This window comes from Amycolatopsis sp. (assembly GCF_035546795.1).
GTDB lineage: Bacteria > Actinomycetota > Actinomycetes > Mycobacteriales > Pseudonocardiaceae > Amycolatopsis_E.
Genome location: NZ_DASZWC010000039.1, coordinates 244,107 through 268,210 on the forward strand (window position 1 = coordinate 244,107; position 24,104 = coordinate 268,210).

Consider the following 24,104-nt stretch of genomic DNA (forward strand, 5'->3'; position numbering starts at 1 on the left):
CATGACGGGACCTTCGGCGTCGGCCCCTATACGCCACGCCGCCGCCTCGCGCGCCTTCTCGCGCGGCCTGATCACACCGACATCACCCCTTTCCCACGCTTTACTACTGATCCGAGGAGATACCCACGATGACTGGCACTGCCCGCACCGCGCGTGCCCCGCACGCGAGCCCGACTAACCGGATAGGCTTCACCACCGACCGCGCTAGGCTCGCTGACGCACTCACTGCGGTGGGCCCGGCGGTGCCCAAACGGCCTGCCGTACCGATTCTCGGGGGCGCGCTGCTCAACGCCCATGATGGTGGGCTCACGATCAGTGCGACCGATTACGACACCGAGGTAACCGCCCGGCTGTCCGGCACCGTACACACGACGGGAGCTCTGCTTGTTGATCATCACGAATTCGCGAAATTGCTCGCCGCGCTGGTCAAAGGCACGCGTAAGCGCGATGCGGACCGACTCGCGGTAACTGTGCGCACTGCCAACGACGACGGCACCCCAGTAGTTGATCTTGCTGGTTACACCGTGCCGGTCACGTCCTACCCGGTCGAGGAATACCCGACCATTCCGGATCCTGGGTCCGCGCTCGTGCACGTTGACCGGGAGACATTTACCCGCGACATGGCGCGTGTGCTGGTTGCGGTGAGCAAGGACAGTACATGCCCGATGCTCACCGGCATCAACCTCGAGCTCACCCCGGGCACGGTCACGATGGCGGCGACCGATCGCTTCCGCGTCGCCGTCGCACCGCTTCCCGCAATATCGCGCACAGGCTTCGCGAACTCGCACGCGTTAGTACCCGGACACCTGATCCCATCCGTGAAGAGGTTCAGCGGTGACCGTGTTCGTATCGCGCTGGACGACGTTACCGACCCATCACTCGTGTCGTTCACCAGCGACGACGTCACGGTGTCCGTTCGTGCCTTGCGTGACCAGTTCCCGGACTACCGGCAGCTCATGCCCACCACGGCGGCAGGCACTGTGCATACTGAACGCGCTGCGCTGCTAGCTGCCACATGCCGCGCGGCCGCCGTCCTCGGCGCGAAACGGGACCGCAGCGGACACGTCGCGATGACCGTCACCGCCGAGTCGATAGCGGTCGCGCCCGTGCTTGACGACCGCGCCGACTCGGTCACCGCACCGCAGCATCCGGCCACTGTCGCGTGGAATTATTGAGGCGCAAACATTCTGGTTCAACGCCGCATATCTGGCTGACGCACTAGACAGCTTCACCGGCGACACCATCACGCTGCATACCCAAAGCAGCGTGAATCGCCCGGTGCTGATTACCGACACCGAGGACGGGCTCGCCGACACTGCGGCGTTCCGCCATCTGCTCATGCCCGTCCGCGCACCAGCAAACTGAGGAGAGAAGCTATGCACGACAACGCCGACGACCCCGCCGTTCCGGCAACCGATCCGACGGAAACTGGTCCGACGGAAACTGGTCCGACGCAGAGGTCAGGCCGCGTTGACGCGGCTCTGTGACGCCGTGGACGCACTCACCGAGGTGAACTATGCAGGCAGTGAATTCGAAGGCCTGATAGACGAACTGGGTAAGGCATTCGGCCACTACCGCTGTCTGATCGACAACTAGTCCCGCGTCAAGCGGACGCGAGCATGCCCGATGCCGAACGTCACCGCATTCACGCTGGAGTCGCCTGACGGAAATGTTGATGACGCGCTCCCGTGCGGCTTCTACCCCCGCCGGAGCAGCGCTACCAGACCTCCAAAGGACACGATATGACCACCCGAATTCTAGGATGCGCCGAACTGTATGGCCGCTTGCGTCACGCGGTCAACCAGATGGGCGCCCAACGACGAACCCAACCTACCGCCGACGCGGCAACCCCCTACTTCTCTGAGAGCAGTGGACCGTTGGATCTCCACGGGCATGTGCTCTCCCGGCTCGGTGTCCCCGCTGACAAGATCAGGGTACTGGGCGTCGACGGAATCGATTTCGCCTACCCTGCGTCGGGATTCACACTCACGGAGAAGGCGGCCCGATTGGCCCGATTCTCCCAGGAGTTCGAAGAGTCCTGGACCTGGGGTGACGCCGCGCAAACCGCGGCCCGGCTAGCTCACCAGCTCGACGACACCTCGGACGATCGCCGACTCGGTGACGTCGCCCTGCTTGCCGTTCTGCGCCATGTCGCCCGCCAGCATCCGGCAGAGATGACACCTCTCCCGGGCTGGCTGCCCCAGGACACCCCGCTCTTCATCAACGGGTACCCAACCACATTGCTCGGGCATGCCGCCGCCGACCTGCGCGTCAACGCGATCACCGCATCCTACCTGGCGGAAACCAACGCCGTGGACCTGTTCCGCGTCCTGGGCTGGCAGCTCTCAACCCGTGCTGAGGCCGTGGCGGACACCGTGCAAGAGCACGAGTCCCACGGCGCGAGCTGGCCGGACGCGGTCGCCGCAGCTGAACGGCTCTCTGTCGGGCACCTCGGCCGGACGCAGTGGGACCGATGACAGCACACAGCCACGCCGCCCACAAACGGGTCATCACCCGCGGCCGCTTCGAAAGAGCGATGGCGGAACACGACCGCGACGAGCGTCCATAACGAAAACCCCGAGGGCGCCCCGGCGTACGCCTGTGGTTGACGCCAATCAACGCACCTTCAACTGGGCCGTTGCGCATGCGTGTCGGACCAACCCTTCCGGGGTTGTCCGATGAGCTCCCGCAACGGAAAGAAAGGAAGCAGCAAGAAATGACTATCGAACGTGTAATGATCCTCAGTGGTCACATTGATCAGGACACCGCATATCTGGTCGATGACTACCCCTACGGCTATACGCTCCGGTGTCAAATTCGCTACTGGGTGGAGACTGCCACCCGAGGCGCGGCCAAGGGACAACAGCGATTCGTGTCGCAGACCACGAATCCTAAGCGGCCCGGAGAACCGTGGAACAAGCCCAAGGCCAGCACCTACGCGAGCCTCGTCGTCATGTACTTGGACGAAGTCGAGCACGTGAAGTCCTTCCACGTGGCCTACCACATTGGCCCCGTGGGAGACGCGCGGTTCCGGCTCATGGGTCTGTATGACCAGCTCGATGATGCGACGCGAGCGAAGTACGACCAGTTGCTCAGGATCGCTCAGGCGTACCCGGACTCCTGGAACGGCTTCGACACGACGGTGTCCGCGCTCGCCGCACACATCGGCCGGCACGGGGACGCTCCCACACTCGATAGTGCCGTGTGGACAGACGACGATGGTCGACGTCACTACGTCGGCGACAACCCCGACGTGTATCTCACGCTGGCACGCCAACGAACCGGTGATCAGAAATGACCGCGGTCAGCCTCACGAGCCGTACGCAATCTCGCTGCGTTCGCTGTCGATTGGAGCGCTGAAGAGGGCGGGAACTGATACCAACTCGTCAACCCGCGCGGTTCCAAGACGCTGTGGTTCAGCATGCCACAACCACACCGCTCGGCCCGAACTCCGCATCGGCGGCCACAGCAACGGGCGCGTACGGACACCAGGCAGCGCCCAGCCGTCCAACCCTCGGTCGGGCCTGGCGCGGGTATTCGCGTGACCGCCATTGATCAACCATGCAGCGTCGCGCACGGGCCGGTGCGCGCGTGCGCGACCCCACAACCCCTTGGAGGACAGGAGAAAGGACCATGACAGACCTCATCGTGCCCCCGATTCCGTTGCCGCTACAGCACATCCCTACCGCGGGTGGCCTGGTCGTGCCCTGGATCACGCCGCGCACGGCCGACGGTCGATACCTGTTCGGCTCGGTCGATCGAGACCGGATGCGCCGCGCCTTGCTGAACCGGTGGTGCGGAGTGTGCGGCCAGCCGTTGGAAGACCGCGCGGTGCTGATGATGCGATTGTCCGATCTGCCGCGACAGTGCACGAGCGAGCCGGCGCTGCACCCCTGGTGCGCCGCCTACACCAGCGAGTCCTGCCCGATGATCGGCGGACGACTCGATCGCTACCGTTCGTCCCTGCCGCGCCTGGACGCGAACATGCTGCCAGCACCCGACGCATCCGCCCGCCAATCCGCTGCCGCCGAACCATGGTTCGCCGTCTGGCTCGTGGGCTATCGAGTCATCACCGACCATGGCAATCTCGCCGCCTCCTACAGCGGCATGAAGCCGTTGCGTATCCGGCCCATCACTTGGCGGCTCCCCAGCATCCTCTAACCACAACATCACCGGCAGCGCCGATCCCGGTACCGCCTGTGTTGCGCGGCTGAAAATGCCGATGGATCAGGCGTTCACTGTGCCGACCGGAATCGGTGTCTTCGAGGATCCGACCTGGTCAGCCAGATGCTGCTTCGGCGCCACTGCTCTCCACCGCGGCGGCCGCCCAGGCCCGCAGAACCCCACCGAATCTGCCCTTCCAGCCCATCCCAGGAGTTGATCATGCCATCACGCGACGAGCTGCGTGCCCGCCTGTTCCTGCTGCGCGCGGCCGAACCACCCGCACCCGCCATCCATCACTGTGTCGCCGTCCACGGGCCGGTCGACACCGTCGCATGCATCCGGGACGGCACCGCCCCCAGCGCCGTGCTCGGCGAGGTCACCCGGCCTGACGCGCGGATAGGCGACGACCTGCAGGCCATCGGCAACGGCTCGGCCCGCCTGCTGACACCCGAAGACGAAGATGATTGGCCGTTCGGACGCCTGACTGGCCGTGGTACCCCGCTTGCCTTGTGGGTGCGCGGCAACGGAGTCCTGACCGAGCTCACCCGCGCTGCGGTCACAGTCACGGGCTCTCGTGCCAGCTCGGAATACGGAAACATGGTCGCCGCGGACATCAGCCACGAGCTCGCCCGAGCCGGGGCGACCGTTGTCAGCGGCGGCAGTCTCGGGGTGGACGAAGCCGCGCACCGCGGCGCACTGGCCGCCGACGGCCGGACAGTCGTCGTCCTGCCCTGCGGCGTCGACCAGATTCACCCGTACCAGCACGCTCGCCTCTACCAAACCGTCATCGACCAGGGTGGACTGCTGGTCAGCGAGTACCCGATCGGCGCGCCACCGACCCGAACCCGGTTCCACGCACAGTGCCGGCTCCTGGCGGCGCTCACCTCAGCGACCGTGATCGTCGAGGCAGGGTTGCGCAGCGGCGCGCTCGCCGTCGCCCAAGCCGCAAACGAACTGGGCCGGCGGGCCTACGGCGTGCCCGGACCCATCCATTCGGCCACGTCAAAGGGCGTCAACGAGCTGCTGCGCACCGGCTCCGCCACGGCGGTCACTGCTGCCGAACACATCAACTATCAGGAGGGACTGCGATGAACGGCCCCGATCAGTTCCAGACTGCTCTGACCGGCCTCCAGCTCCCGGACGAGTGGCAGATCGCTGTGGTGATCCGCCCGCGGCGTCGCAGCGTCGGCCTTGAGGTCAGGCCCGGCGGCGCCGTCGCGGTGCTGATCCCGCCGACGGCCGACCCCGAGCAGGTCGCGCGGTTCGTCCGCAGCCACCGTCGGTGGATCACGGAGAAGGTTGGCACGGCCGCTCGGCTGGCGCCTGACCATCCGGTCAAGGAGTTCGTCGACGGCGAGAAGTTCGACCTGCTCGGCCAGCGCTACCAGCTCCACCTCGTCGACGCCCCGCCCGCAAGCGTCGAGCAATTGCCCATTGTCAAAGCGGACCACGTCCTGTACGCGCGGCGACAGCGACCGGAGGAGGTTCGCCGGGCGATCATCGGGCTCTACCGACAGAAAGGTCTCGCCTGGGCGAGGCGAGAGGGGCGCCGGTATGAGCTGGACGGCCGGATCGAGGACCTCAGCTACGCCGTGCGTGACCTCGGCCGGCGTCGTTGGGGCATCTACGAGAGGCCGCCCAAGCACACGACGACCCTCCACTGGGCCGTGTTCGGACTGCCGATGCCGCTCATCGAGTACGTGCTGGTGCACGAACAGGCCCACGCCACTCGGCCACCAGGCCGCGCTCACGGACCAGCGTGGCAGCGGCAGATCGACTCGTGGATGCCCGATCGGCAGCAGCGCAAGATCGAGCTCGCCGAGGCCGGCCGCCACGCGTGGCTCGGCGACTGGAAGCCCAGGTCATGACCGCACGCGGTGACTAGGTTCGTATCGGACCGGACGAACCTCTACCAAGCTGCTCGAAGGCAAGGATGCGGCTCCGAAGCGTGAGACCGTTTCGCGCATCCGCGAAGGCTGGTGCTCGACCGTCGGCTGCCTTGTCGCCGACCTTTGCACGAGCGCAACGTAGGCGCAGAATCAGCAAGAAAGCGCAATTACGGACGAGAACCCACACGAGAATCAACACTCGGACGGCTCGCTCCCAGGTAGTCGTCTCCGTCCCAATGCACATTGGCCACCTCGATCGGAACGTTGAAGGTGGGGGCGTTGATCATCTTTCCCGCGCCGATGTACAGGCCGACGTGGTGGACTTTGCCAGCGGTGCCGTAGAAGACGAGGTCGCCGGGCAGAAGCGGCTGGCCGGCCGGTACGAGCGGTCCTGCGTTGTACTGGGTTTGCGCGGTGCGGGGCAAGGAGATCCCAGATGAGTCGTAGGCTGCTTTGGTCAGGCCGGAGCAGTCGAATCCGGCGTCTCCGCTGGCTGGGCCGTTGCCTCCCCAGACATACGGTAAGCCGATCTGGTTGCACGAATATGTGAGCGCCAACGCGGCGGTCGGGTTTGGTGCCTGGATGTTGTTGCAGTCGCCTGTCCCGACGGTGGCGCAGGTGGCACCCTGGACGGCGGCGATGACTTGGTTTGCGTCCTGTTCGTGTTGGGAGTATGCGGTGGGCGTGCCGGAGCTTTGCACGGTTTGCGCGGCCTGGTCGAGACTCATCTGCTGCCATGCTGGCACGGCGAGTAAGTGTTGGTAGAACTGGGTGGCGGCGTACGTGGGATTCGTGATCTGTTCGGCTGTGCCCCAGCCTTGGGACGGGCGTTGCTGGAATAGTCCGAGGCTGTCCCGGTCTCCATGGTCGAGATTGCGCAGCGTGGATTCCTGCATGGCCGTGGCGACCGCGACGACCCAACCTCGCGCCGGGACCCGCATTTGCTTGCCGACCGCGACGATCGTGGCGGCGTTGGCCAGCTGTGCGGGTCCGTAGCCGGCCACGCTGGTGGAGGAGCCGGCGCCTTCCGGGACGCAGTTCACGCCGCTGCTATCGCCGAAGACAGCGCTGACGACAGCTTGGCCGGCGCCGCCGACGAGGATGGGGACGGCGATGAGCGCCGCGAGGGCTGCGATGGCGATCTTCACGGAGTCACCTCCGGATGCGGTAGGTGGGTTGCAGTGGTGGCAAAGGCGGGGGCGGAGCCAGTTCGGCTCGCCCGGTCGTGCTGAGGGCGGGGGCGTGTGTTGGCGTGGTCGGCGGGGTTGGCGGGTGGGGCCACAGCCGGGCCAAGTGCGCGAGGCGTAGTCGTCCGGGTTCCCGCGGATCCGGTCCGGGCACGGGTAGCCACCGCTCGGTGGCAGGGGTGTCGTCGCTGGCTGTCGAGATCAGGTCGGCCGCGCTGGTGGCGAGGGGAACCAGGGCGGGGCGGTCCAGGGCCGCGAGCGCGGTGGCCAGGGCACGCCTGGCGGTGGTCTCTCGCCGCGCGGTGGGCAGCCACACCAGGACAGGGGTGGCGATGCCGGTGGTGGCGGCGAGTTTCTCGTAGCCGGACAGTTTGCTGGCGAGCTTGCTGAGGCTTTCGGTACCGAAGTCGAACTCCAGGAAGAACTCGACCTCGTCGCTGCCCTCGCGCCAGCGGCCGTAGGCATCGGGCCTCACGATGTCGCCCCAATGCCGCGCACACCGTAGTTCCGACCACCACGCAGTGAGTTGACAGACCGATGCGGGCACGCGGCTGCGGGCTACCAGTGCGGTGAAGAAACCGTTGACACCCACCGAGTGGGCGAGCCGCAGGGAGTGGGCGATGCCGATGGCGGCCTCGTGCCGGTACCCCAGATCCTTAGGGGCGAGACCGTCCTCATAGGCCAGGGCGACCGCTCCCGCGACGTCCAGCACGTAGTGCATCGGGGCGGTGCCAGAGCTGACGAAGGGCTGGAACCGGTCGACGACCCGCCAGCAATACAGGTCCCGCAGCCGGTGGTTGGCCGCGCGGATCGTCGGCCAGGCCAGCTCGACAAGCTGGTGCGTGGTGCAGACCTTGTGCTCGAACAACATGCGCGCCAACCAGCGATCCCGCGGCGTCAGGTGTGCGGCGAGCCGCGCGTGGTGCTCGGCGGTGGCCGCCGCACGCGGCGTGGGCCGTTGGGGCAGGTGCCCTCGCAGTGCCCGCTGAGGAGTGGAATTCGTGATGGTCATGGGATTAGACGCCTCCAGATCTGGCGCGTAGGATTCGGCGGAGCGGAGCACGAACGCATGCGGGATCATCGGCGTGAGCCCGCATGCGTTGCGGGGCAACGGGGTTGAGCTTCAGGCCACGCGTCGCGGATCCACTGTGGTCTGTCCGGTGCCGCTGTTCGCGCTCTTCGTGTCAGCAAGCGGTGGGCGTGTGTTGACCCTGGCCGCCTTGCGGATGGCCTTGGCGCGTCCGGGAATCGCGGGCGGGAGCTTCTCTGTCACCGAGGTGAACGGGGGCCCTTCCTCCCCGTTCAGGACGAGGCGGGCTGCGACGTGGTAGACGCCGAGGTTGGCCAGGTCGTGATCATTCAGCCGGGGAAGGGTGTGTCGCGCCAGGCGCTTGGCGTCTTCGGGGCTGGCGTTGAAGAAGATCTTCGACCGGGCGTTGGTGGAGATACCTTCCTCCAATTCGCGGGGCAGCTGTCCGAGGTACTGGTGCGCAAGCGTCATCGACAATCGATAGCCGCGGGCCTCGGCCAGCATGTCCTCCAACGCGTAGGGCAGGTTGAGGAAGTTGTGGCACTCGTCGATATACAACCCTGCGTCTGGGCGCTGGCGTTGCGGAATCCGCGCCCGCCGGGTGGCGGCTTGCCAGGTGCGGGCGACCACGATGGACCCGACAAGCCGGGCGGTCTCCATGCCGAGCGCGTCTTTGGCTATTCGCACCAGACAGATCCCGCCATCGAGCACGTGATCCATGTCCACAGTGGAAGGTCCACCGGCGATCGCTGCCCGCACGAACGGGCGCAGCAGGAACCCGCGAACCTTGTTCATCAACGGCGCGATCACCTGCGCCCGGCTGGCCTCGGACAGCTCGTCGTACCAGGTCCAGAAACCCTTCAGAACCTCATCGTCGATCTGATCCACGGCGCGAGCCCGGTACGCCGCGACGGTCAGCAGCTTGGGCAGCTCGACCAACGTGGGGGTGCCCGGTAGCGCGGTCAAGGTGAGCAGCCCGGCGCGGAGGATATCGTCCGTGCGCGGTCCCCACGAGGAGGCGTACACCCGGGAGAAGATCGACACCAAATTGTCCACCGTGCGGGCCTTATCGGCGCCCTCCAACGGATTCAGGACCGGTGGACGCGCGCGGGAGTCGGCGTCGAACAACACCACCTTCTCTCCGAGACGCTCGGGCAGCCGCATCAGGAGGTCGCTGATGAGATCACCCTTGGGGTCGATCACCACCAGACCGCGCCCGGCCTCGGCGTCTGCCAGGATCATCCGCGCCATCAGCTCGGATTTGCCGCTACCGGTGGCGCCGAGGATGTGCACGTGGTGGCGGGCGTCGGCCACCCGCAGCCCGACCGACCGGGAGTGCCCGGAGTCGGTGACCCCGAGCGGCTTGGTCTGCTCGCCCGTGGTCGCAATCCCCGGTGGCGGCGGCACCGCCTTGGCGCCGGCCCGCTGCAAACCGGGCACGGCCTCGTCGACCGGCAGGTGGGCGATCGCGGCCAGCTCCGGGATCGACAGCAGATCCCCCTGGCCGAGACGCCGCTCGGCCAGCACGGCGTCCGGGTGGCGCACCCGGACGCGCCGGTAGTAGTTGTGCTCGCTGAAGGCGGCGAACGCGCTGGCGATGGCGTGCGCCCGGCCCCGCACCGCATCCCGCACCGGCGCCACGCCCTCGGCGGGGGCGTCGGCGGGGAGCGTGGTGGCCACCGCGTAACGGACCCGCGTTTCGTACTGGGAGCCGCGCTGCTTGGCGACGATCACGCGGTCCTGAGCGGCGAACTCCAGCGACGTCTGCCGATCCAGGCCAGCACTCGCGCCCGGTGATGCCGGGCGCTTCGGGCTGGGGCCCGGCGTGATCATGTCCAGTAGCCGCCCTACGAGACGGGTCGAGGTCCCAGTGTGCACGTGCCGGGCCGCCCGCCGTGCCTTGCTGACCCGGCGGCCGGTCACCGGACGCGCGAGGATCTGCACGCACGCGCGCTCGGCGATGCCGAGCCCGACCGGGGCGCCCAGCAAGGCACGGATCGGGTCGGCCGGGTGGTCGCTGCGGATCGGCAGCGCCTCGCTGCGGGCCAAGCGCAGCTCGCCTCCGGCGGCGACGATCCGCCGTCCCCGCGGCGCGGTGACCGGCAGGGGTGGGCGCGCCGGGGTGGTGCGGGTATGGGCGCCGGGCCAGGCCGCTTCCACGGCCCGCTCGACCATGCCGGGCGGCACGGTGCCGGGCACCCAGAACTGCAGCCGCAGCCCGTCGTGGGAGAAGACGAACTCGAACGCCAGATGCGGTTGTCCGGTCAGGCGCCGTTTCCACGCCGGTCGCAGCAGGCCAACCAGGTTGGACCACACGGTGACCGCTCCCGCCGGGTCCACCGTCGGTGGCGCTAGGACGGTCACCATGCGCGCGTCGGTGGCCAGCCGGTCATGGCAGCGCCGCCGCCACCACTGCCGCGCGAGGACGAACCCGACACTGGCCGCGATCAAGACCGGGCCGGCGACCGGACCCCATGCGAGGGCCCAGTCGTGGAGGTGGCCGAGGACGGCCTTGACCGCGCCCCACGGGTCGCGCAGGTACTCACCCAGCGGGGACGACGTCACTGAGGGCAGAGCGGAGACAACCCGGCTCACCATCGGGCCGAGCGAGACAAAGACAGGCATAGGGACACCTCCTGAGGTGTCAGGACGAAGGAGCGATGAACCGTCGGCAGCGCTTGGCCCAGGGCACGGGGTGGTTCAGGCCGCCCGCGGATGATCGAGACCGGCGTCCACGCCGGCAGGTACCGCGGTGTTGTCGGTAACCAGGCGCAGGTGCCGACGGCGGCGGGCGGCGCGTTCGCCGTCGACCTCGGCTTGCCAGGAGCGGAACGTGCGCCCGCGCAGCTCTTTCACGAAGTGGGGCATCCGATTGGCCGGCACCCCGACCATCTGCGGCCCGAGCACCGCGAGTAGGTCGGACGCCTCCTGGGAATGCCAGCCGGCCGCGCGGATGGCGGCCTCATCGGGAAAACATCCGCGACGCGATCCACTGCCGGGTCGAGGGCGGCATCCTGGGTACCGCCGTAGGAATAAACCCACAGAAAATTCGGCGGCGGTTCCGGCTCGACGAGTCGGCGAAATCGGCTGACTTCTTTGGTATAGGCGTAGAAATTGACCTCCGGCCGGGCGCGCATTGCGCGAAGCCAGGCCAGCGTGTACGAGTCGGAGAAAAAATCGCCGGAATCGTGTAATCGAACCCAAGATCCGTTAAACTTGCGTGCCCTCAACTCGGCGATCATGGCGCACTCCCATCCGGCCGGATCGTCGAGAAAGAACATCAAATTTGCGTGATGTTTCGCTCTGACTACGGGCCAGGTGTAGGTTCCGTGCGCGTAGCACACTTTCGCGCACACCCCCGCGCTGGGACACGTGTTATAGGATCGCCCGTCGGGTAGTCGGCCGGCCCAGGCGGGCAGTGACCAGTTCCAGGCTCCGATCTTTTTCATCTCGCCGTTCTGTGTGAGCAGCCGGGCAGGACGCCGAACAGTTCCGGAAAGAGGCTGGACTGTGGGCATGAGTACCCCTTTGAATGTGAGTGGGCGATCGCGGAGATAATGCGTAGGAATGCGGATCGTGGTAGCGTTAGGCTGCGTCGAGTTCGATATGCGAAGCGCCGTCATCGTTGAACGCGTCCGCGATTCCGGTATCGTCGTTAGCGTCGAGCTCGACGAAGGAGGTCTCGATTCCCGACGAGGTATCGGAATACATGACGAGTTCCGCTGGGGAACTCGTGGCCAATTCGTGCTCGACCGGTGAGGCGATGGATTGGAATGCGACCCTCTGCGTCCCGGTCGACAGCAATCCTTGACCCCGATCTGCAGAGAGCAGGAATTGGCGCTCGCCCATGGAGAGATCGAAGGTGCGGGTGATCTCGTCGATCGCCTGCGAGGCTTGCCTCAGCAGAACCTGGGTTGCCGCATTCGCCACAACAGCTTTTCCGAGGTCCGAGCCGAGAACGTCGGCGGTGTCCTGAGTGGACACCGTGAGGCCTGCCCAGTGCTTCCGGCTCGCCTTGGCCATGCGGAACAGGAACTCCGCTCCGGCGGGCTGCTTCATGAGCAGCCAGGCTTCGTCGACCACGACCAGGCGTGGCTTGCGGATGGCCGGATTACTCACCTGCCGCCAGACAGAATCCAGGGTCAGCAGGGTGCCGATCGGTTTGAGTTCGTCAGCGAGGTCCCGCAGCGAGAACACCACCAGGTGACCCTCGGGCCGGGTCGAGGTTGGCCCCGAAAACAGCCCGGAAAAGGCGCCCATGACATACGGGTGCAGCCGGTTCGCCAGCTCGACACCAGCCGGGTCACTGATTTCGGCGAGGACCTCGGTGAGGTCGGCGAGAAGTGGCGCTGGGCGGGTCCAGGTTCGTGGATCCGAGGTGATGCCGACTCGTTGGTAGGTGGCGGTGATGGCGCGGTCGAGCGCGGCTCGTTCGGTCGCGGCGGGCTCGCTGCCCAGCAGTACCGAGATGACGGTGTGTAGGAACAGCGAGCGGCGGATGAGGGCGTCGCGGGGCGCGGTGCGGCGGCCGTCCGGGCGGGTGTGGATCGGCAGGTCCATCGGGTTGAGGCGGACCTGCTCGGCACCGAGGTGGACGTAGGTCCCGCCGACTGCGTGCGCGAGGCGGGCGTACTCGTCCTCGGGGTCGATGACGTGGATCTCGATGCCGCGGTACAGCGAGCGCAGCAACTCCAGCTTGACCAGGTAGCTCTTGCCCGCTCCGGAGCGGCCGAGGATTACCGAGTTGTGGTTGTCCAGTGCGAACCGGTCATGGTGCACGAGCCCTTGGGAACCGACGTTGAACCCGTACAGCACCCCGTGGGGTGCCGACACCGAGGCCGGGTCCGGCGGCGGCAAGTCCGGGCTGGTGAACGGGAACGCCGCCGACAGCGCGGAGGTGTCGAAGGTGCGGCGCATGCCGACCAGGTCCAGACCCAGGGGCAGGGTGGTGATCCAGCCTTGCAGGCTCCTATATGTGGTGGGCTTGCAGTCCAGCAGCAGCGACGCCGCCAGCGACCGGATCGCCGCGACCTCGTCGCCGAGGGCTTCCTCGCTCGGGGCGTGCACGGTCAGGTAGAGCCCGAGCCGGTACAGCTTGCCCTCGCCGCGTGCCACCCGCGAGGACAGGTCGTAGGCGTCCTCGGTGGCCGCTTCGACCTGGGGATCGATCAGCCGGCCCTTCTCGCTGGTGTGCCGGCGGCCGGACTCTAGTTTCGATAGCTGCTTTTTCAGCCGGTTCGCTGCGGTGACTGGGTCGATCGGCTCGATGTGCAGTGAGACGTCGACCCGTCCGGGGTAGGTCAGCAACGGTTGCAGCCAACCGGGCTGCACTTCGCGGGGATAGCCGGTGACGGCGAAGGAGGCGACCCATTCGCCGCCGACCTCGAGTGCGCGGGGACGGACGGAGATGGCGTCCGGGGTGAACGCGCCGGCCCGCCCGAGCGGCGGCTGCGCGGCCGGGGTCTTGCGGCGGCGGCGCTCGGCTTTGGTCTTCATCAGCGGTACCTCGCCACGGAGTTGTCGTAGTCGTCGGTGTCCTCGGCGTCGTCATCCCAGGCGTCCTCGGCCTCGGGCAGCTCGTCGGCGGTGAACACAGAGCGGCCGAACGCGCCTGCGTCCCAGCCCTCGTCCGGGGCTGTGGTGATGACCTCGTTCGAGCCGGCCAGCCCGGCGCTCGGCGGGATCAGCGAGTCGGGGTTGCACGCCGCGGCGAGCACGGCGGTGGCCTGCCCGGCATCGAGCGGGTTGACCGTGATCCCGGAGGGGGACAGCAGCTCGACCGCCTCGCCGAGCCGGCGCACCAGTCGCGCCTCGGCGGCCCGGCGGGTGGCCTCGTCGACCGGGCCGGTCGGCTTGGCGGCCTTGTGCTTCGCCGACAGTGCGGCCAGGAGCGACGCGCCGCCGAGCCCGTCGGTGGGACCGGCGGTGTGGAGGGGTTCGCGCAGGATCAGCAGCACCTGCCGGCGCAGCAGGTCCGTGGCGCGGCGGAGCTGGTCGAGGTAGTCGGCGTGCTCCCGCGCCGCCTGTTCCAGGGCGGGGTGCGGCAATCCACCGGCCTGCTCGCGCAGCTCGGCGATCTGTCCGGACAGGTCCAGCCGTTCGGCGCGGATCAGCACCTGCACGGGCGCGGTCAAGCTGTGCAGGTACCGGCCGAAGGACGCCACCAGGCTTTCTTGCTCGGCCGGCGTGCGTAGGCCGAAGTTGATGGTCGAGCACACCGCGACCGCGGCGACGCCGTCCTTGCCGAGGTCGATGACTCCGGTGTCGGTGATTCCCTCGGCGGGCAGGCGCAGCGCGGCCGGCGACACCGTGGAGGCCGCGGCTGTCGTCCGCCCCTTCTTCGCGCCGTTGCCGTCAGAGGTGACGTGGTTGCTCAGCCACTCTGGAGCGGGGCGGATGCCTTCCGGCGCGGCCACCTGGTGTCGCGGGCTCATCCGCTGCCGCAGCGCGGCCAGTACCAGCCGGTCCAGGCTGATCCCGTCGCGCTGGCCCAGCGCGAGGTACGCGGCGGTGACGCCGATCGGGATTGCCACGATCAGGAACACCGCCAGCGGTACGAACTCGCGCGTGATGGTGTAGGCGCCGTAGAGCACGATCCCGGTGACGGCGAGGATGAGCAGCTGCCGCGCGGTCAATGGGCCGACGACGCGGTCCTCGCGGTCGACGTCGGCGGGTATGCGTATCACCGGCTGGTTCACCGCGCGTCACCTCGGCCGGCGGGTGGGGGCGGGGGTTTGGGCGGGCGGAACGCGACAGGCGGGACAGACGGGGTGCGGGCATGGGCGTCGCCGATCTGCGGTTCGGGATGTGCCTGTCGGAACACCGGCGTGCTTGGTGCCGGCGCGGACGGCTTGACCGGTTGGGACAGGTGCGCCGGTTCCGCCACTGGTGCTGTGAACCGCAGGTGTGGCGGAACCGAGGCCACCCGGATCGGTCGCGCCGACTGTTGACTCGCGCCGCGGCGCGGTGCGCCGGGCGCGCGGAACTGGGGTGCCGCCACCGGGCGGGGTTCACCCCGAGACCGGGATGACGATGCTGACGGTGGCGTGGTCGCGGGGCTGGGAGCGGAGCTGAATTCGGGCATGGGTGTTCCAGGAGTGGGTGGGGTGACGGCGGGGTCGTGGGTGGTTTCCTGCGGCGTGGGCTGCAGGAACCGCGGTGCCTGCGTGGGCGGGCGGGATTGGCGGGTCGCGCGGGCGCGCTCGGCGTCGCGGGTCTGCTTCAGTCGCGTGGCGAGCATCGCGGGAGTGGGCGCCAGCCGCGGCTGAGCTGGCCACGGCGGATCAGCCATCGCCGCTCCGCGACCAGAGCCTGTCCCGCCGCTGCCGCGGGCCGCACCGGCGGCACCGGCCTTGCCGAACGCGCCCGCCTTGCCGGCGACCATGCCGAAGGTCTTCGCCGCGATGTAGGCGCGGGCCAGGCCGCCGAGGAAGGAACGGCCGGAGCCGACCTTGACCGCGGACAGCAACCAGAACGGGATCTTGAACAGGATGACGAACAGCGCGATCGCCGCGACCAGCGTGCCCAGCGCGGACAGGGTGGAGCCGAACAGGTGCACGCCGCCGGAGAGGAAGGTGCGGACCGCGGTGATCAGCACCAGCGCCTGGGCGAGCTGGATGGCGAGCACGCTGGTGATGGCCTTCCACCACCAGCGGGCCAGCGGGTCAGTGTGTGGCAGGGCGTGGCACATCAGGAACAGGGGCGCGCTGATGATCAGGATCAAGGTGATAACGATCCGGACCGCGTAGACGATCAGCAGGCCCAGGCCGAGGACGACGAGCACCAGGCCGACCAGGATGATGAACAGTCCGCCGTTCTGGATGCCCTGGACGGCGTCGGTGAGCGTGGCGCCGAGCGAGGGCGGGTTCACGCCGCTGCCGAGCACCCCCAACGTGAGCGCGTTGGCCAGTTGGATGAACTTGTCGGCGAAGAACAGCGACAGTGCTGAGGCGCCGAAGGCGATGGGGATCCTCGGTCCGATCTCCTTGATGGAGTAGCGGGCCTGGATGCTCTCGTGGCTCATCACCACGATGCCGCCGATGAGTACGAACAGGCCATAGGCGGCGAGGACGAGCTCCCAGGAGTTGTTCCACAGTTCGCCGATGCCTGGCAGGGAATCGAGGGTGGGTGTGGACAGGGCGGTGTGACCAATCAGTTCCAGGATCGGTGAGAGCGCGGCGTTGACCACGTCTCGGAAGACCCCGTTGATCGCGTTCGCGACGCAGCCGCTGATGTTGGTGATCCCGCAGTCGGCGTCGCCGCTGCCGCCGCTTGTGCCGGGCTGTTGTTGCCCCGTGCTGGGCGGGGGCGTGGTGGGCTGCGGGATGCAGTCCGCCGGACGGGGTTGGCCGGGCGGGATGTTCGTGCACGTGCTCGGCGCCGGTGTGATCGTGGTGGCCGGAGGGGTCGGTGTTGGAGCTGGCGCGCACGGGATCGGGCGCGGGTCCGGCCCGGCACACGGATCGGATGGACTTGGTGTGCTCGGCTGGGCTGCGGCGCTCGCCGTCAACACGCCGAGTAGGAGCACGATCAGGCTCAGCGCCAGCATCCAGCCCGCGCGCCGCCGCAGGGCCCGGTCGACGTCGGCTCCGGTGACCGGGGCGACCTTCACCCGGTCCGCGGCGGCAGCGGTCTTGACCGGGCCGCCGGACGGGCGGTATCGGCGGACCATGGGCGGGGCGCTGGCGGCGACCATCGCTCAGGAACCCACGATCCCTTTGAGGATCTCCACGACCAGCGGCGCGAGCGCCGCGAGGCCGTAGCCCCACCCCGCGGACTTGAACGCGGTCTTCGCTTTCTCGACCTCGCCGGGGTCGCCGCCACCCATCACGTAGCGGACGCCACCGATGCTTAGGAACACCGTCGCGAGTCCCGCGAGGATGCCCATGATCCAGTTGCGGACGTTGTTCAGCACGGTGGTCACCGAGTCCGCGAGCGCGAGCACCACGGTGTCCGCGTGGGCCGAGGACGCGGTCAGCACGAGCGCCAGCGCCGCCAATTCGACAACCAACAACGCCCGCGCGGACCTTCGCGCGCGCCTGACCCGAGCACGCCCGCGCGGCCGAGTCATCGGATCTGTCGAGGGGTGCGGCGCGGTGGACCGGCGGGGGCGAGACCGGTCCACCGCGCCGGCCCGCGCACAGGACGGGGTGCTGATGTGCGGCGGGCCATCCAGGTGGCTGATGGAGCGCGGACGGCGTGTCATGCGCATCGAGAGACCTCCGAAGAACGGGAAGCGGGTGGGTTTCCCCTGCACCCCTGAACACCGGATTTCGGGTCCGTTTTGGACATGAGGCGGCGAACTTTGCGCGCGCGAGCTCCCCGCCGGGCGGACACGGACAGTGACGGATCGTCGGCGTAGTGGTGGATGGCGACGGGTCGCGAGAGCGCGATCGCAGTGGCCACGCGGTCGGTCAGGGAGTCGGCCGGGTCGTCATCGAGCGCGTCGTCGCGCAGGTAAGTGAGCAGTCGGGCCTCGGCACGTTTACGGGTCTTGTACGCCGCCCACAGGGGCGTCTGGTTGTGAGCCGCCCAGTCCGACAGCACCACGTTCTCCAGCCGGGTAGTGCCGATCAGTTCGGCCTCGGCCGGGGTCAGGACTGCGTCCGCGACGGCACGGGCCAGAACCAGATCCGGATGCCCCCACGGCGGGTGCGGCGGGGCGGAGCGGAAGCCCGGCGCGACCGGAGTCGGACCGGCCAGGGCTTCGGTGAGCGCGTCGTGGCCGGACCGGTAGGCGGCCCACCGCAGCCGCAGCATGATGCGCGGCCGGCGCACGTCGATGGTCGACAGCGCGGCCAGGAAGCCGCGCAGCACCTCGGCGGCCAGGTCCGCCGGATCGCCGGGGAACCGGGTCGCGAGTGTCGTGGTAACCGAGGTCAGCGCCGGCAATGCCGCCCCGGTCGCGGCGACCGTCCAGCGCGCCCCCTCGGTTCGGGAGCGCAGCACCAGATGCGCCCACACCGCGTCCCGCGTGGCTTGCGTGCAACGCCGGGCCATCAGGTGGTCACGCACCTCGTCCAGCGGCAGACGGCGAGACGGCAGGCCAGGAAACAACCGGCCGTCCACAGAAATCGGATCCGGGCCCGTCACCAGCCAGGTGAAGGCGCCGCGCGCGATATCCAGCGAATTCACGGGCGAGGTGTTTTCGGAGTGGCGGGACCACGGTGTTGCAGCCATGACACGGCTCCCTGATTTTGAGGCGGAGAGAACGCCATCAGGAAGCCATACTCGCTACTACTTAAATACTAACGATTTCTGCTAAATGATCTTCCTTGAGCTACTAATTCATTACTAATTCACCGTCGGTCGCCGATTCGCGTCAAGTGGACCAGCAAGGGGGTGGGCGATCTCCGGTGATCACCTTTAGTAGTGTGTGAGCTGGGGTTTTAATGTTGATCTAGTAATTTGATGGTGACCATGGCTGGACTCTGACCAAGGCTGAACAAGATCTTTTAAGCGATCAACTCCGACAGTGAGAAAAATCTTGGAAAATGTGCCGGAAATGTGGCTGAGTCCGACACGGGCGCGGATTCGGACATCGCGTCGCCGCTGGAGCGCACAATAGCCCAGGATTTTAGGGGGCAGGATCTCGATGCTTTATCCACGGGTCGCGAAAGAACGTCGTCGTGGTGTGTCCAAAACGGGGCTGAAAAAGGGGCTTCAGGGGTGTTAGTGCAAACACCACCGACCCGCCCAGGAGCCACCCATGATCCGCGGCAACGGCACAGGCCACGACGGCGCAACCTCTGGTTCCCCCCACACGCGGCGTCCCGAACGGACTCGTGGCTCGGTGTCCCCGCTGGGGCGAGCGCGCCGCCCGCGAACACCCCGACTGACACTGCGGCACCGGCCCCTGTCCACGGTCTGGCCCTGCGGCCAGGGCGAGCACCGGGACGGCACCGGACTGCTCGCCGACTGGCTGCTGACCGCCGTGGTCAAGATCGTCACCACCTACACCGAACCCGGCCAGCGGGTCCTGCTGCTGGCCTCACCAGGCGGCTCCCTGCGGACCGCATCCGCACCGGCGGAGGTCGGTAGCGGGCGGGGTCACGGCCCGTACGCCGGACTGCAGGAGGCCGCATGGACCGTGGTCCGACTTGGGCGCGGCATCCAGACCTACACGGCCGGTCCGATCGAGAGTCCGACTGCCGACGGCATCGCCGAGCGGTCCATGCCGCCGGTCCATGCACCGGAGTCGGACGGAGACCTCGGCCGCACTGACCAGGATCCCGTCAGGGGCGGCCGGTCCGGCCCGCGCGCCGCGATCGCGTCGGCCAGCGGGCCAGCGGCTGACCCGTCGGAGCGCTTCGACCTGATCATCACGGCCGTCGACCCGCACGCTCCGGGTTGGGTGCACGCCTGGGATTGGGATCGTCTGCTGGCCTTCCATGGCACTCTCGCGGTCGTCACGCATGGTGACCATCGTGCGGGACGGTTGACCGATCCCACCGGGGCGCTGGTACGTCTTATCCAGCAGACCGGGCTGACCTATCGCGATCACGCTGCGCTGCTGTGGGTCCCCGTCCGGCAGGACGCGTTGGACATCGGCGCGGGCTCCGCCACCGGTTGCCTAGCCGCCCCGGGTAGGGCAGCCGGCGCGCCTTCAACTCCCGCGCGCGTGCATTCCGATCTGCTCGTCTTCACCAGGTTCCCGGCGGCCCCCACCACCTCGGCCGACACGGAGACCTCCGATGTGTGACGGGGTGGTCGGTTCCGGCCCCCGTTACCGGCCGGTGGGGGAGGAGCCCGCCACGGCGGCACTTTCGGTGTGGCCGACCGGGCAGCACGACGAGATCAGCCAACTGCGGGACGGCGGCTACGTGGCGGACACCGCAGCCGACACCGAGCGGGTGGTGCCCGCGGTCGCCGCCAGCGCTATCGCGGACTACAGCACGCCGGGTGAGGTCGTGCTGGACCCGGACTGCGGGGCGGGCACTGTCTTGGTGGAAGCGCTGCGCGCCGGTCGGCACGCCGTCGGACTCACCCCGAATGCCCGCTGGTGGAACACCGCGCGCGCCAACGTCACGGCCGCCAAGCGGCACGGGGCATGGCGGGATGGCTGCGTCCTGGACGGCGATCCGCGACTGCTGGCCAGCGTGCGGGCGGCCGGGATGGCCGGTCGCGTCGGACTGGTGCTCACCGCCCTGCGCCCCCGCGCCGGCAGTGTCGTTGATGACGCCGATCCGGCGCACGCGATGGCCAGGCTGACCCACGCTCTGCGGCAATGCCGGCCGTTGGTGCGCCCCGGCGGGCATGTCGTCATCACCCTTCGGCCGTGGCGGCACGGCGGGGCGCTGCTGGACCTGCCGAGCCGGGTGCTGGCCGCCGGACAGGCCGTGGGGTTCCTCCCGGCGGCGCGCTGCGTGGCCATGTTGGGTGAGCTGCGCGGCAGCCGCGTGGTCACCCGCGCGTCGCTGGCCGAGCGCCGCGCCGCTGCCCGCGACCGCGCCGCCGGCGTGCCGACGCTGCTGTCGGTCCATCACGACGTCCTGGTGTTCCGCGCCCCCGCCCTGGCCGAGCCAGCCACCCTCGCCGCCGGGGAACCCCCGTCTCTCGTTGTCTCGGCACCGCCGCGGCCGCACGCGACCGACGCCGGCACCGATGCCGCCCGCGACGGTTGGGTGCGAGCCGCATGAGCACACGCCTGTACTGCCGGGACTGCGGCTGGAACCCCCGCTTCCGCCGCCAGCGTGCTGCCCTGCGCGCCGCGCGCCGACACCGTTGCCCTCCCGGTACGCCGCGCCCCCGCGGCGAGATCGCCCACCGACCCGGCACCGAGCACGCCGCCCAGGCCCCGTCACCCCGCGACGAACAGGACCCCGACATGATCGAGCGCACCCAGCCCGCACCGGATGCGGTAGCCAGCCCGGCACCGGGGGGCGCGTTCGCCGCCCGCAGAGCCCGACGAGTGCTGGCACGGATCCCGACCGTGGCCTCGCGGCGACACCGCGGGCGCCGCCCGGTGTCCGACACCCAGGAGCGCCTGGCCGTCGCACAAGCCTCGGGTGGCCGACTCGGTTCCACCAGCAGACAACTGTCCGGGCGCGAGCGCAGCGGCACCGGTGGGAATATCGCATCCCGCGCTGCGAGCGTCGTGTCCCGGCGGGTGCGTGCTGCGGTGCTGGCCGAGTACCACGCCGAGAACACCCGTCGCGCCCGCGACGCCATGGCCGAGCTGGTCCGCGCCGGCTACACCGGGCGCCAAGTCCGCGGACGCCGCGTCGCGGGCCGGGCCGTCGCGACCCGAGGAGTGGATGCGCTCAGCGCCCGGCGCGCACCAGCCGCTGGTGGACGACGCGACCTTCGCCCGCTCGCAGCACCGCGCCCCCCGCCGCGACACCACCGGGTTGGGGAGGGCCGCGTGATGCGCCCGCCTTACTTCACCGATTCCCAGGTCAGCCTCTACACCGGTGATGCCGTCGAGGTGTTGTCCGAGCTCGCCGACTCGTCGGTGCACTGCGTGGTCACCTCGCCGCCCTATTGGGGGTTGCGCGACTACGGCACAGGCACCTGGATCGGCGGGCGGGCTGACTGTGCGCACTCCACCGGCCGCGGCACCAATCAATTTCAATCCCATACTCAGTCACGTGACCCGGGGGCCGCCTATCCCGCCTCGCCCGCGCACCGCGGCGGGAATCCACGGACCTGTCTGCGGTGCGGGGCGGTCCGCCAGGATCGGCAGTACGGCTTGGAACCCACGCCCGAGGCGTATGTGGACACGATGCGCGCGGTGTTCGCCCACCTGCGGCGGGTGCTGGTCGACACCGGCACGGTGTGGCTCAATCTCGGCGATTCCTATAGCGCCGACCCACCCGGCCGCACTCGCGACCCGATGCGGACGAGCACGCTGTCGGGGCGGGCGGCCGCGGCACCGCTGCGGGAATCGGTCCGCCACGCTGGCGTGCAGCGCACACGCAGCATTCCCCGCAAGAACCTCGTCGGCATGCCCTGGCGGGTCGCGTTCGCCCTCCAACACGACGGCTGGATCCTGCGCAACGCACTCGTCTGGCACAAGCCCAACGCCATGCCCGAGTCCGTGCGCGACCGGCTGTCCAACCGCTACGAACTGCTGTTCCTACTTGCCAAGCAGCCCACCTACTGGTTCGACCTCGACCCCGTTCGCGAACCCCTGAGCCGCCCCGAGGCACTCACCGAGGGGGTCGTCATCGGCGGCAGGAAAGGCCGGCACGGCGGGATCGACGCCACCGCCCGGCGACGTGGCCACACCGTCTACGGCACCTCCGGCAAGTACCGGGACACGGCCGCCTTCACCGGCCATCCGCCCGGCCAGGCGATGCGCCCCACCGGCCACCACCACACCGCTGCGCATCCCCGCGGCAAGAACCCCGGTGACGTGTGGTCGATCACCACCCGGCCGCTGCGCGCCGCGCATTTCGCCGCCTTCCCGATCGAAATTCCGCTGCGCTGCATCGCGGCCGGCTGCCCACCGCACGGCGTCGTGCTCGACCCGTTCAGCGGCGCGGCGACCACCGGACTGGCCGCCCGTCGCCTGGGCCGCGGCTACATCGGCATCGACCTCAACCCGGACTTCCACGACATCGGCCTGAACCGGCTCGGCCTCGCGCACGGCGACCATGCCACGCCCACCCCAGACGACTGGAGGGCCGCCGCGTGAACACCACCGAAACCCGGGACGCCACGCGGCCTCAGCGTCGACCACCGACGTCAGCTATGTGCGCGCCCGTGCACCACGCCGGGCCAGGCCCAGCCGCCCACCACCGCGAGCCCGACCTCATCCTCTACGTCGGGGACGCCCTGCGCATCCTGCGCCGGCTGGGCGAGGGCACGGCCGACTGCGTGGTGACCTCCCCGCCGTACTGGCGCCTGCGCGACTACGCCACCGGCACCTGGAAGGGCGGCGACCCTGCCTGCGCACACCGCGCCGAGGACGAGCACCTGCTGGCCTCGGTCAGCCAACCGCGCCGCTGTCGACGGTGCGGCGCCACGAGCGTGGATGGCCAGTACGGGCTGGAAGCCACCCCCAGCGCCCACATCGCCGCCCTGCGCCGAGTCTTCGCCGCACTCCACCGGGTAGTGACCTCCACCGGGACGGTGTGGCTCAACCTCGGCGACAGCTACTCCACCAACTCGGACGGCTACTGGTGCACGCAGCCCGGCCAGGATCGCCAACCCCGCTTCCGGCCCACGGCCGACGTGCCGTTCAAGAACCTGGTCGGGATGCCGTGGCGAGTCGCCCTCGCGTTGCAGGCCGACGGCTGGATCCTGCGCAACGCGATCATCTGGCACAAGCCCAACGCCACCCCGACCCCGGTCCGGGACCGCCTGGCCTGCCGCCACGAACTGCTGTTCCTGCTGGCCAGGCAGGCGCGATACCACTTCGACCTCGACCCCATCCGCCAACCACCCCACCGCGGCACGAATCCCGGGAAGAACCCGGGGGATGTCTGGTCGATTCCCACCCGACCGCAGCGGCATGGCCACCCCGCCGCGTTCCCGATCGAGCTGCCCCTGCGCTGCATCGCGGCCGGCTGCCCACCCGGTGGTGTGGTGCTCGATCCGTTCAGCGGCACCGGCACCACCGGACTTGCCGCCCGCCGCCTTCACCGCCGCTACATCGGCATCGATCTCAACCCCGCCTTCCACGACATCGCCCTCACCCGCCTGGCCGCCGACCACCCGGTCGCCAGCCCCGGCCCGACCCGGAGCGCCGCATGACACCCCTTGTGTCAACCTCTAGATCAGAATCAGGCCGCGACCTGCTGATCGATGAGGTGTTGAGCGCCGCCGTGCAGAGCGTGGTTGTAGGGGGTTGCGTTTTGCCAGCAGCGCCAGATCACCCGCACCCAGGCC

The 24,104-nt window shown here is 68.9% G+C and carries 20 protein-coding genes; 10 read left to right on the plus strand and 10 right to left on the minus strand.

The window, feature by feature from the left end:
- Positions 1-128: 128 nt before the first annotated feature.
- The 6 genes from VHD82_RS22985 to VHD82_RS23010 all read left to right on the plus strand — a co-directional run bounded on the left by VHD82_RS22985 (position 129) and on the right by VHD82_RS23010 (position 6,032).
- Positions 129-1,175, plus strand: coding sequence for a DNA polymerase III subunit beta (locus tag VHD82_RS22985; protein WP_325707485.1), 1,047 nt, complete (start codon positions 129-131; stop codon positions 1,173-1,175).
- 567 nt (positions 1,176-1,742) lie between these two features.
- Positions 1,743-2,477, plus strand: coding sequence for a hypothetical protein (locus VHD82_RS22990; protein WP_325707488.1), 735 nt, complete (start codon positions 1,743-1,745; stop codon positions 2,475-2,477).
- 239 nt (positions 2,478-2,716) lie between these two features.
- Positions 2,717-3,298, plus strand: coding sequence for a hypothetical protein (locus VHD82_RS22995; RefSeq protein ID WP_325707491.1), 582 nt, complete (start codon positions 2,717-2,719; stop codon positions 3,296-3,298).
- Positions 3,299-3,633: 335 nt separating this feature from the next.
- Positions 3,634-4,161, plus strand: coding sequence for a hypothetical protein (locus tag VHD82_RS23000; protein ID WP_325707494.1), 528 nt, complete (start codon positions 3,634-3,636; stop codon positions 4,159-4,161).
- 222 nt (positions 4,162-4,383) lie between these two features.
- Entirely contained in the window at positions 4,384-5,256 is an 873-nt protein-coding gene (gene dprA / locus VHD82_RS23005) for a DNA-processing protein DprA (RefSeq protein WP_325707497.1), read from the plus strand.
- Entirely contained in the window at positions 5,253-6,032 is a 780-nt protein-coding gene (locus VHD82_RS23010; protein ID WP_325707500.1) for a M48 family metallopeptidase, read from the plus strand. Before dprA ends, VHD82_RS23010 begins: the two co-directional genes overlap by 4 nt.
- A gap of 188 nt (positions 6,033-6,220) precedes the next feature.
- Here VHD82_RS23010 and VHD82_RS23015 read toward each other — a convergent pair whose 3' ends face one another.
- From VHD82_RS23015 to VHD82_RS23060, 10 genes are all read right to left on the minus strand, one after another.
- Entirely contained in the window at positions 6,221-7,201 is a 981-nt protein-coding gene (locus VHD82_RS23015) for a C40 family peptidase (RefSeq protein WP_325707503.1), read from the minus strand.
- 4 nt (positions 7,202-7,205) lie between these two features.
- The gene (locus VHD82_RS23020; RefSeq protein ID WP_325707506.1) at positions 7,206-8,252 is read right to left on the minus strand and encodes a replication-relaxation family protein; all 1,047 of its coding nucleotides are present in this window, start codon (positions 8,250-8,252) and stop codon (positions 7,206-7,208) included.
- Positions 8,253-8,363: 111 nt separating this feature from the next.
- Positions 8,364-10,868, minus strand: a complete 2,505-nt coding sequence (locus tag VHD82_RS23025) for a helicase HerA domain-containing protein (protein WP_325707552.1) — start codon at positions 10,866-10,868, stop codon at positions 8,364-8,366.
- A 102-nt stretch (positions 10,869-10,970) separates the two neighbouring features.
- Entirely contained in the window at positions 10,971-11,138 is a 168-nt protein-coding gene (locus tag VHD82_RS36945; RefSeq protein ID WP_422652906.1) for a hypothetical protein, read from the minus strand.
- Positions 11,123-11,893, minus strand: a complete 771-nt coding sequence (locus VHD82_RS23035; protein WP_325707509.1) for a GP88 family protein — start codon at positions 11,891-11,893, stop codon at positions 11,123-11,125. The genes VHD82_RS36945 and VHD82_RS23035 overlap by 16 nt, the downstream gene beginning before the upstream one ends.
- The gene (locus tag VHD82_RS23040; protein ID WP_325707512.1) at positions 11,856-13,766 is read right to left on the minus strand and encodes a VirB4 family type IV secretion system protein; all 1,911 of its coding nucleotides are present in this window, start codon (positions 13,764-13,766) and stop codon (positions 11,856-11,858) included. The genes VHD82_RS23035 and VHD82_RS23040 overlap by 38 nt, the downstream gene beginning before the upstream one ends.
- Positions 13,766-14,968: a PrgI family protein gene (locus tag VHD82_RS23045; protein WP_325707515.1), complete on the minus strand. Its 1,203-nt coding sequence runs from the start codon at positions 14,966-14,968 to the stop codon at positions 13,766-13,768. Before VHD82_RS23045 ends, VHD82_RS23040 begins: the two co-directional genes overlap by 1 nt.
- Entirely contained in the window at positions 14,965-16,965 is a 2,001-nt protein-coding gene (locus VHD82_RS23050; RefSeq protein WP_325707518.1) for a hypothetical protein, read from the minus strand. Before VHD82_RS23050 ends, VHD82_RS23045 begins: the two co-directional genes overlap by 4 nt.
- Before the next feature lie 3 nt (positions 16,966-16,968).
- Positions 16,969-17,340, minus strand: a complete 372-nt coding sequence (locus VHD82_RS23055) for a pilin (protein WP_325707521.1) — start codon at positions 17,338-17,340, stop codon at positions 16,969-16,971.
- A 131-nt stretch (positions 17,341-17,471) separates the two neighbouring features.
- A complete protein-coding gene (locus VHD82_RS23060; RefSeq protein WP_325707524.1) occupies positions 17,472-18,449 on the minus strand; it encodes a hypothetical protein in 978 nt (325 codons plus the stop codon).
- Between the two features lie 529 nt (positions 18,450-18,978).
- Between VHD82_RS23060 and VHD82_RS23065 the strand changes: the two genes are divergently transcribed.
- The 4 genes from VHD82_RS23065 (at position 18,979) to VHD82_RS23080 (ending at position 23,969) form a co-directional block, all read left to right on the plus strand.
- Entirely contained in the window at positions 18,979-19,971 is a 993-nt protein-coding gene (locus tag VHD82_RS23065) for a hypothetical protein (RefSeq protein ID WP_325707527.1), read from the plus strand.
- On the plus strand, positions 19,964-20,908 hold the full coding sequence (locus VHD82_RS23070; RefSeq protein WP_325707530.1) for a DNA methylase: 945 nt from the start codon (positions 19,964-19,966) through the stop codon (positions 20,906-20,908). Before VHD82_RS23065 ends, VHD82_RS23070 begins: the two co-directional genes overlap by 8 nt.
- Before the next feature lie 188 nt (positions 20,909-21,096).
- A complete protein-coding gene (locus tag VHD82_RS23075) occupies positions 21,097-22,908 on the plus strand; it encodes a DNA-methyltransferase (protein ID WP_414637564.1) in 1,812 nt (603 codons plus the stop codon).
- Between the two features lie 56 nt (positions 22,909-22,964).
- Positions 22,965-23,969 carry a site-specific DNA-methyltransferase gene (locus VHD82_RS23080; RefSeq protein ID WP_325707533.1) on the plus strand — a complete coding sequence of 335 codons (1,005 nt, stop codon included), beginning with the start codon at positions 22,965-22,967 and terminating at the stop codon, positions 23,967-23,969.
- Positions 23,970-24,104 lie beyond the last annotated feature (135 nt).

Bases quoted from the DNA above. Each gene is read 5' to 3' on its own strand.
- VHD82_RS23065 (WP_325707527.1), top strand. From the start codon at position 18,979: ATGATCCGCGGCAACGGCACAGGCCACGACGGCGCAACCTCTGGTTCC.
- VHD82_RS36945 (WP_422652906.1), bottom strand. From the start codon at position 11,138: ATGCCCCACTTCGTGAAAGAGCTGCGCGGGCGCACGTTCCGCTCCTGG.
- VHD82_RS23025 (WP_325707552.1), bottom strand. From the start codon at position 10,868: ATGGTGAGCCGGGTTGTCTCCGCTCTGCCCTCAGTGACGTCGTCCCCG.
- dprA (WP_325707497.1), top strand. From the start codon at position 4,384: ATGCCATCACGCGACGAGCTGCGTGCCCGCCTGTTCCTGCTGCGCGCG.
- VHD82_RS23075 (WP_414637564.1), top strand. From the start codon at position 21,097: ATGATCGAGCGCACCCAGCCCGCACCGGATGCGGTAGCCAGCCCGGCA.
- VHD82_RS23035 (WP_325707509.1), bottom strand. From the start codon at position 11,893: ATGACGGCGCTTCGCATATCGAACTCGACGCAGCCTAACGCTACCACG.
- VHD82_RS23020 (WP_325707506.1), bottom strand. From the start codon at position 8,252: ATGACCATCACGAATTCCACTCCTCAGCGGGCACTGCGAGGGCACCTG.
- VHD82_RS23060 (WP_325707524.1), bottom strand. From the start codon at position 18,449: ATGGCTGCAACACCGTGGTCCCGCCACTCCGAAAACACCTCGCCCGTG.
- VHD82_RS23055 (WP_325707521.1), bottom strand. From the start codon at position 17,340: ATGACTCGGCCGCGCGGGCGTGCTCGGGTCAGGCGCGCGCGAAGGTCC.
- VHD82_RS23050 (WP_325707518.1), bottom strand. From the start codon at position 16,965: ATGGTCGCCGCCAGCGCCCCGCCCATGGTCCGCCGATACCGCCCGTCC.
- VHD82_RS23040 (WP_325707512.1), bottom strand. From the start codon at position 13,766: ATGAAGACCAAAGCCGAGCGCCGCCGCCGCAAGACCCCGGCCGCGCAG.
- VHD82_RS23070 (WP_325707530.1), top strand. From the start codon at position 19,964: ATGTGTGACGGGGTGGTCGGTTCCGGCCCCCGTTACCGGCCGGTGGGG.
- VHD82_RS22995 (WP_325707491.1), top strand. From the start codon at position 2,717: ATGACTATCGAACGTGTAATGATCCTCAGTGGTCACATTGATCAGGAC.
- VHD82_RS22990 (WP_325707488.1), top strand. From the start codon at position 1,743: ATGACCACCCGAATTCTAGGATGCGCCGAACTGTATGGCCGCTTGCGT.
- VHD82_RS23080 (WP_325707533.1), top strand. From the start codon at position 22,965: ATGTGCGCGCCCGTGCACCACGCCGGGCCAGGCCCAGCCGCCCACCAC.
- VHD82_RS23000 (WP_325707494.1), top strand. From the start codon at position 3,634: ATGACAGACCTCATCGTGCCCCCGATTCCGTTGCCGCTACAGCACATC.
- VHD82_RS23010 (WP_325707500.1), top strand. From the start codon at position 5,253: ATGAACGGCCCCGATCAGTTCCAGACTGCTCTGACCGGCCTCCAGCTC.
- VHD82_RS22985 (WP_325707485.1), top strand. From the start codon at position 129: ATGACTGGCACTGCCCGCACCGCGCGTGCCCCGCACGCGAGCCCGACT.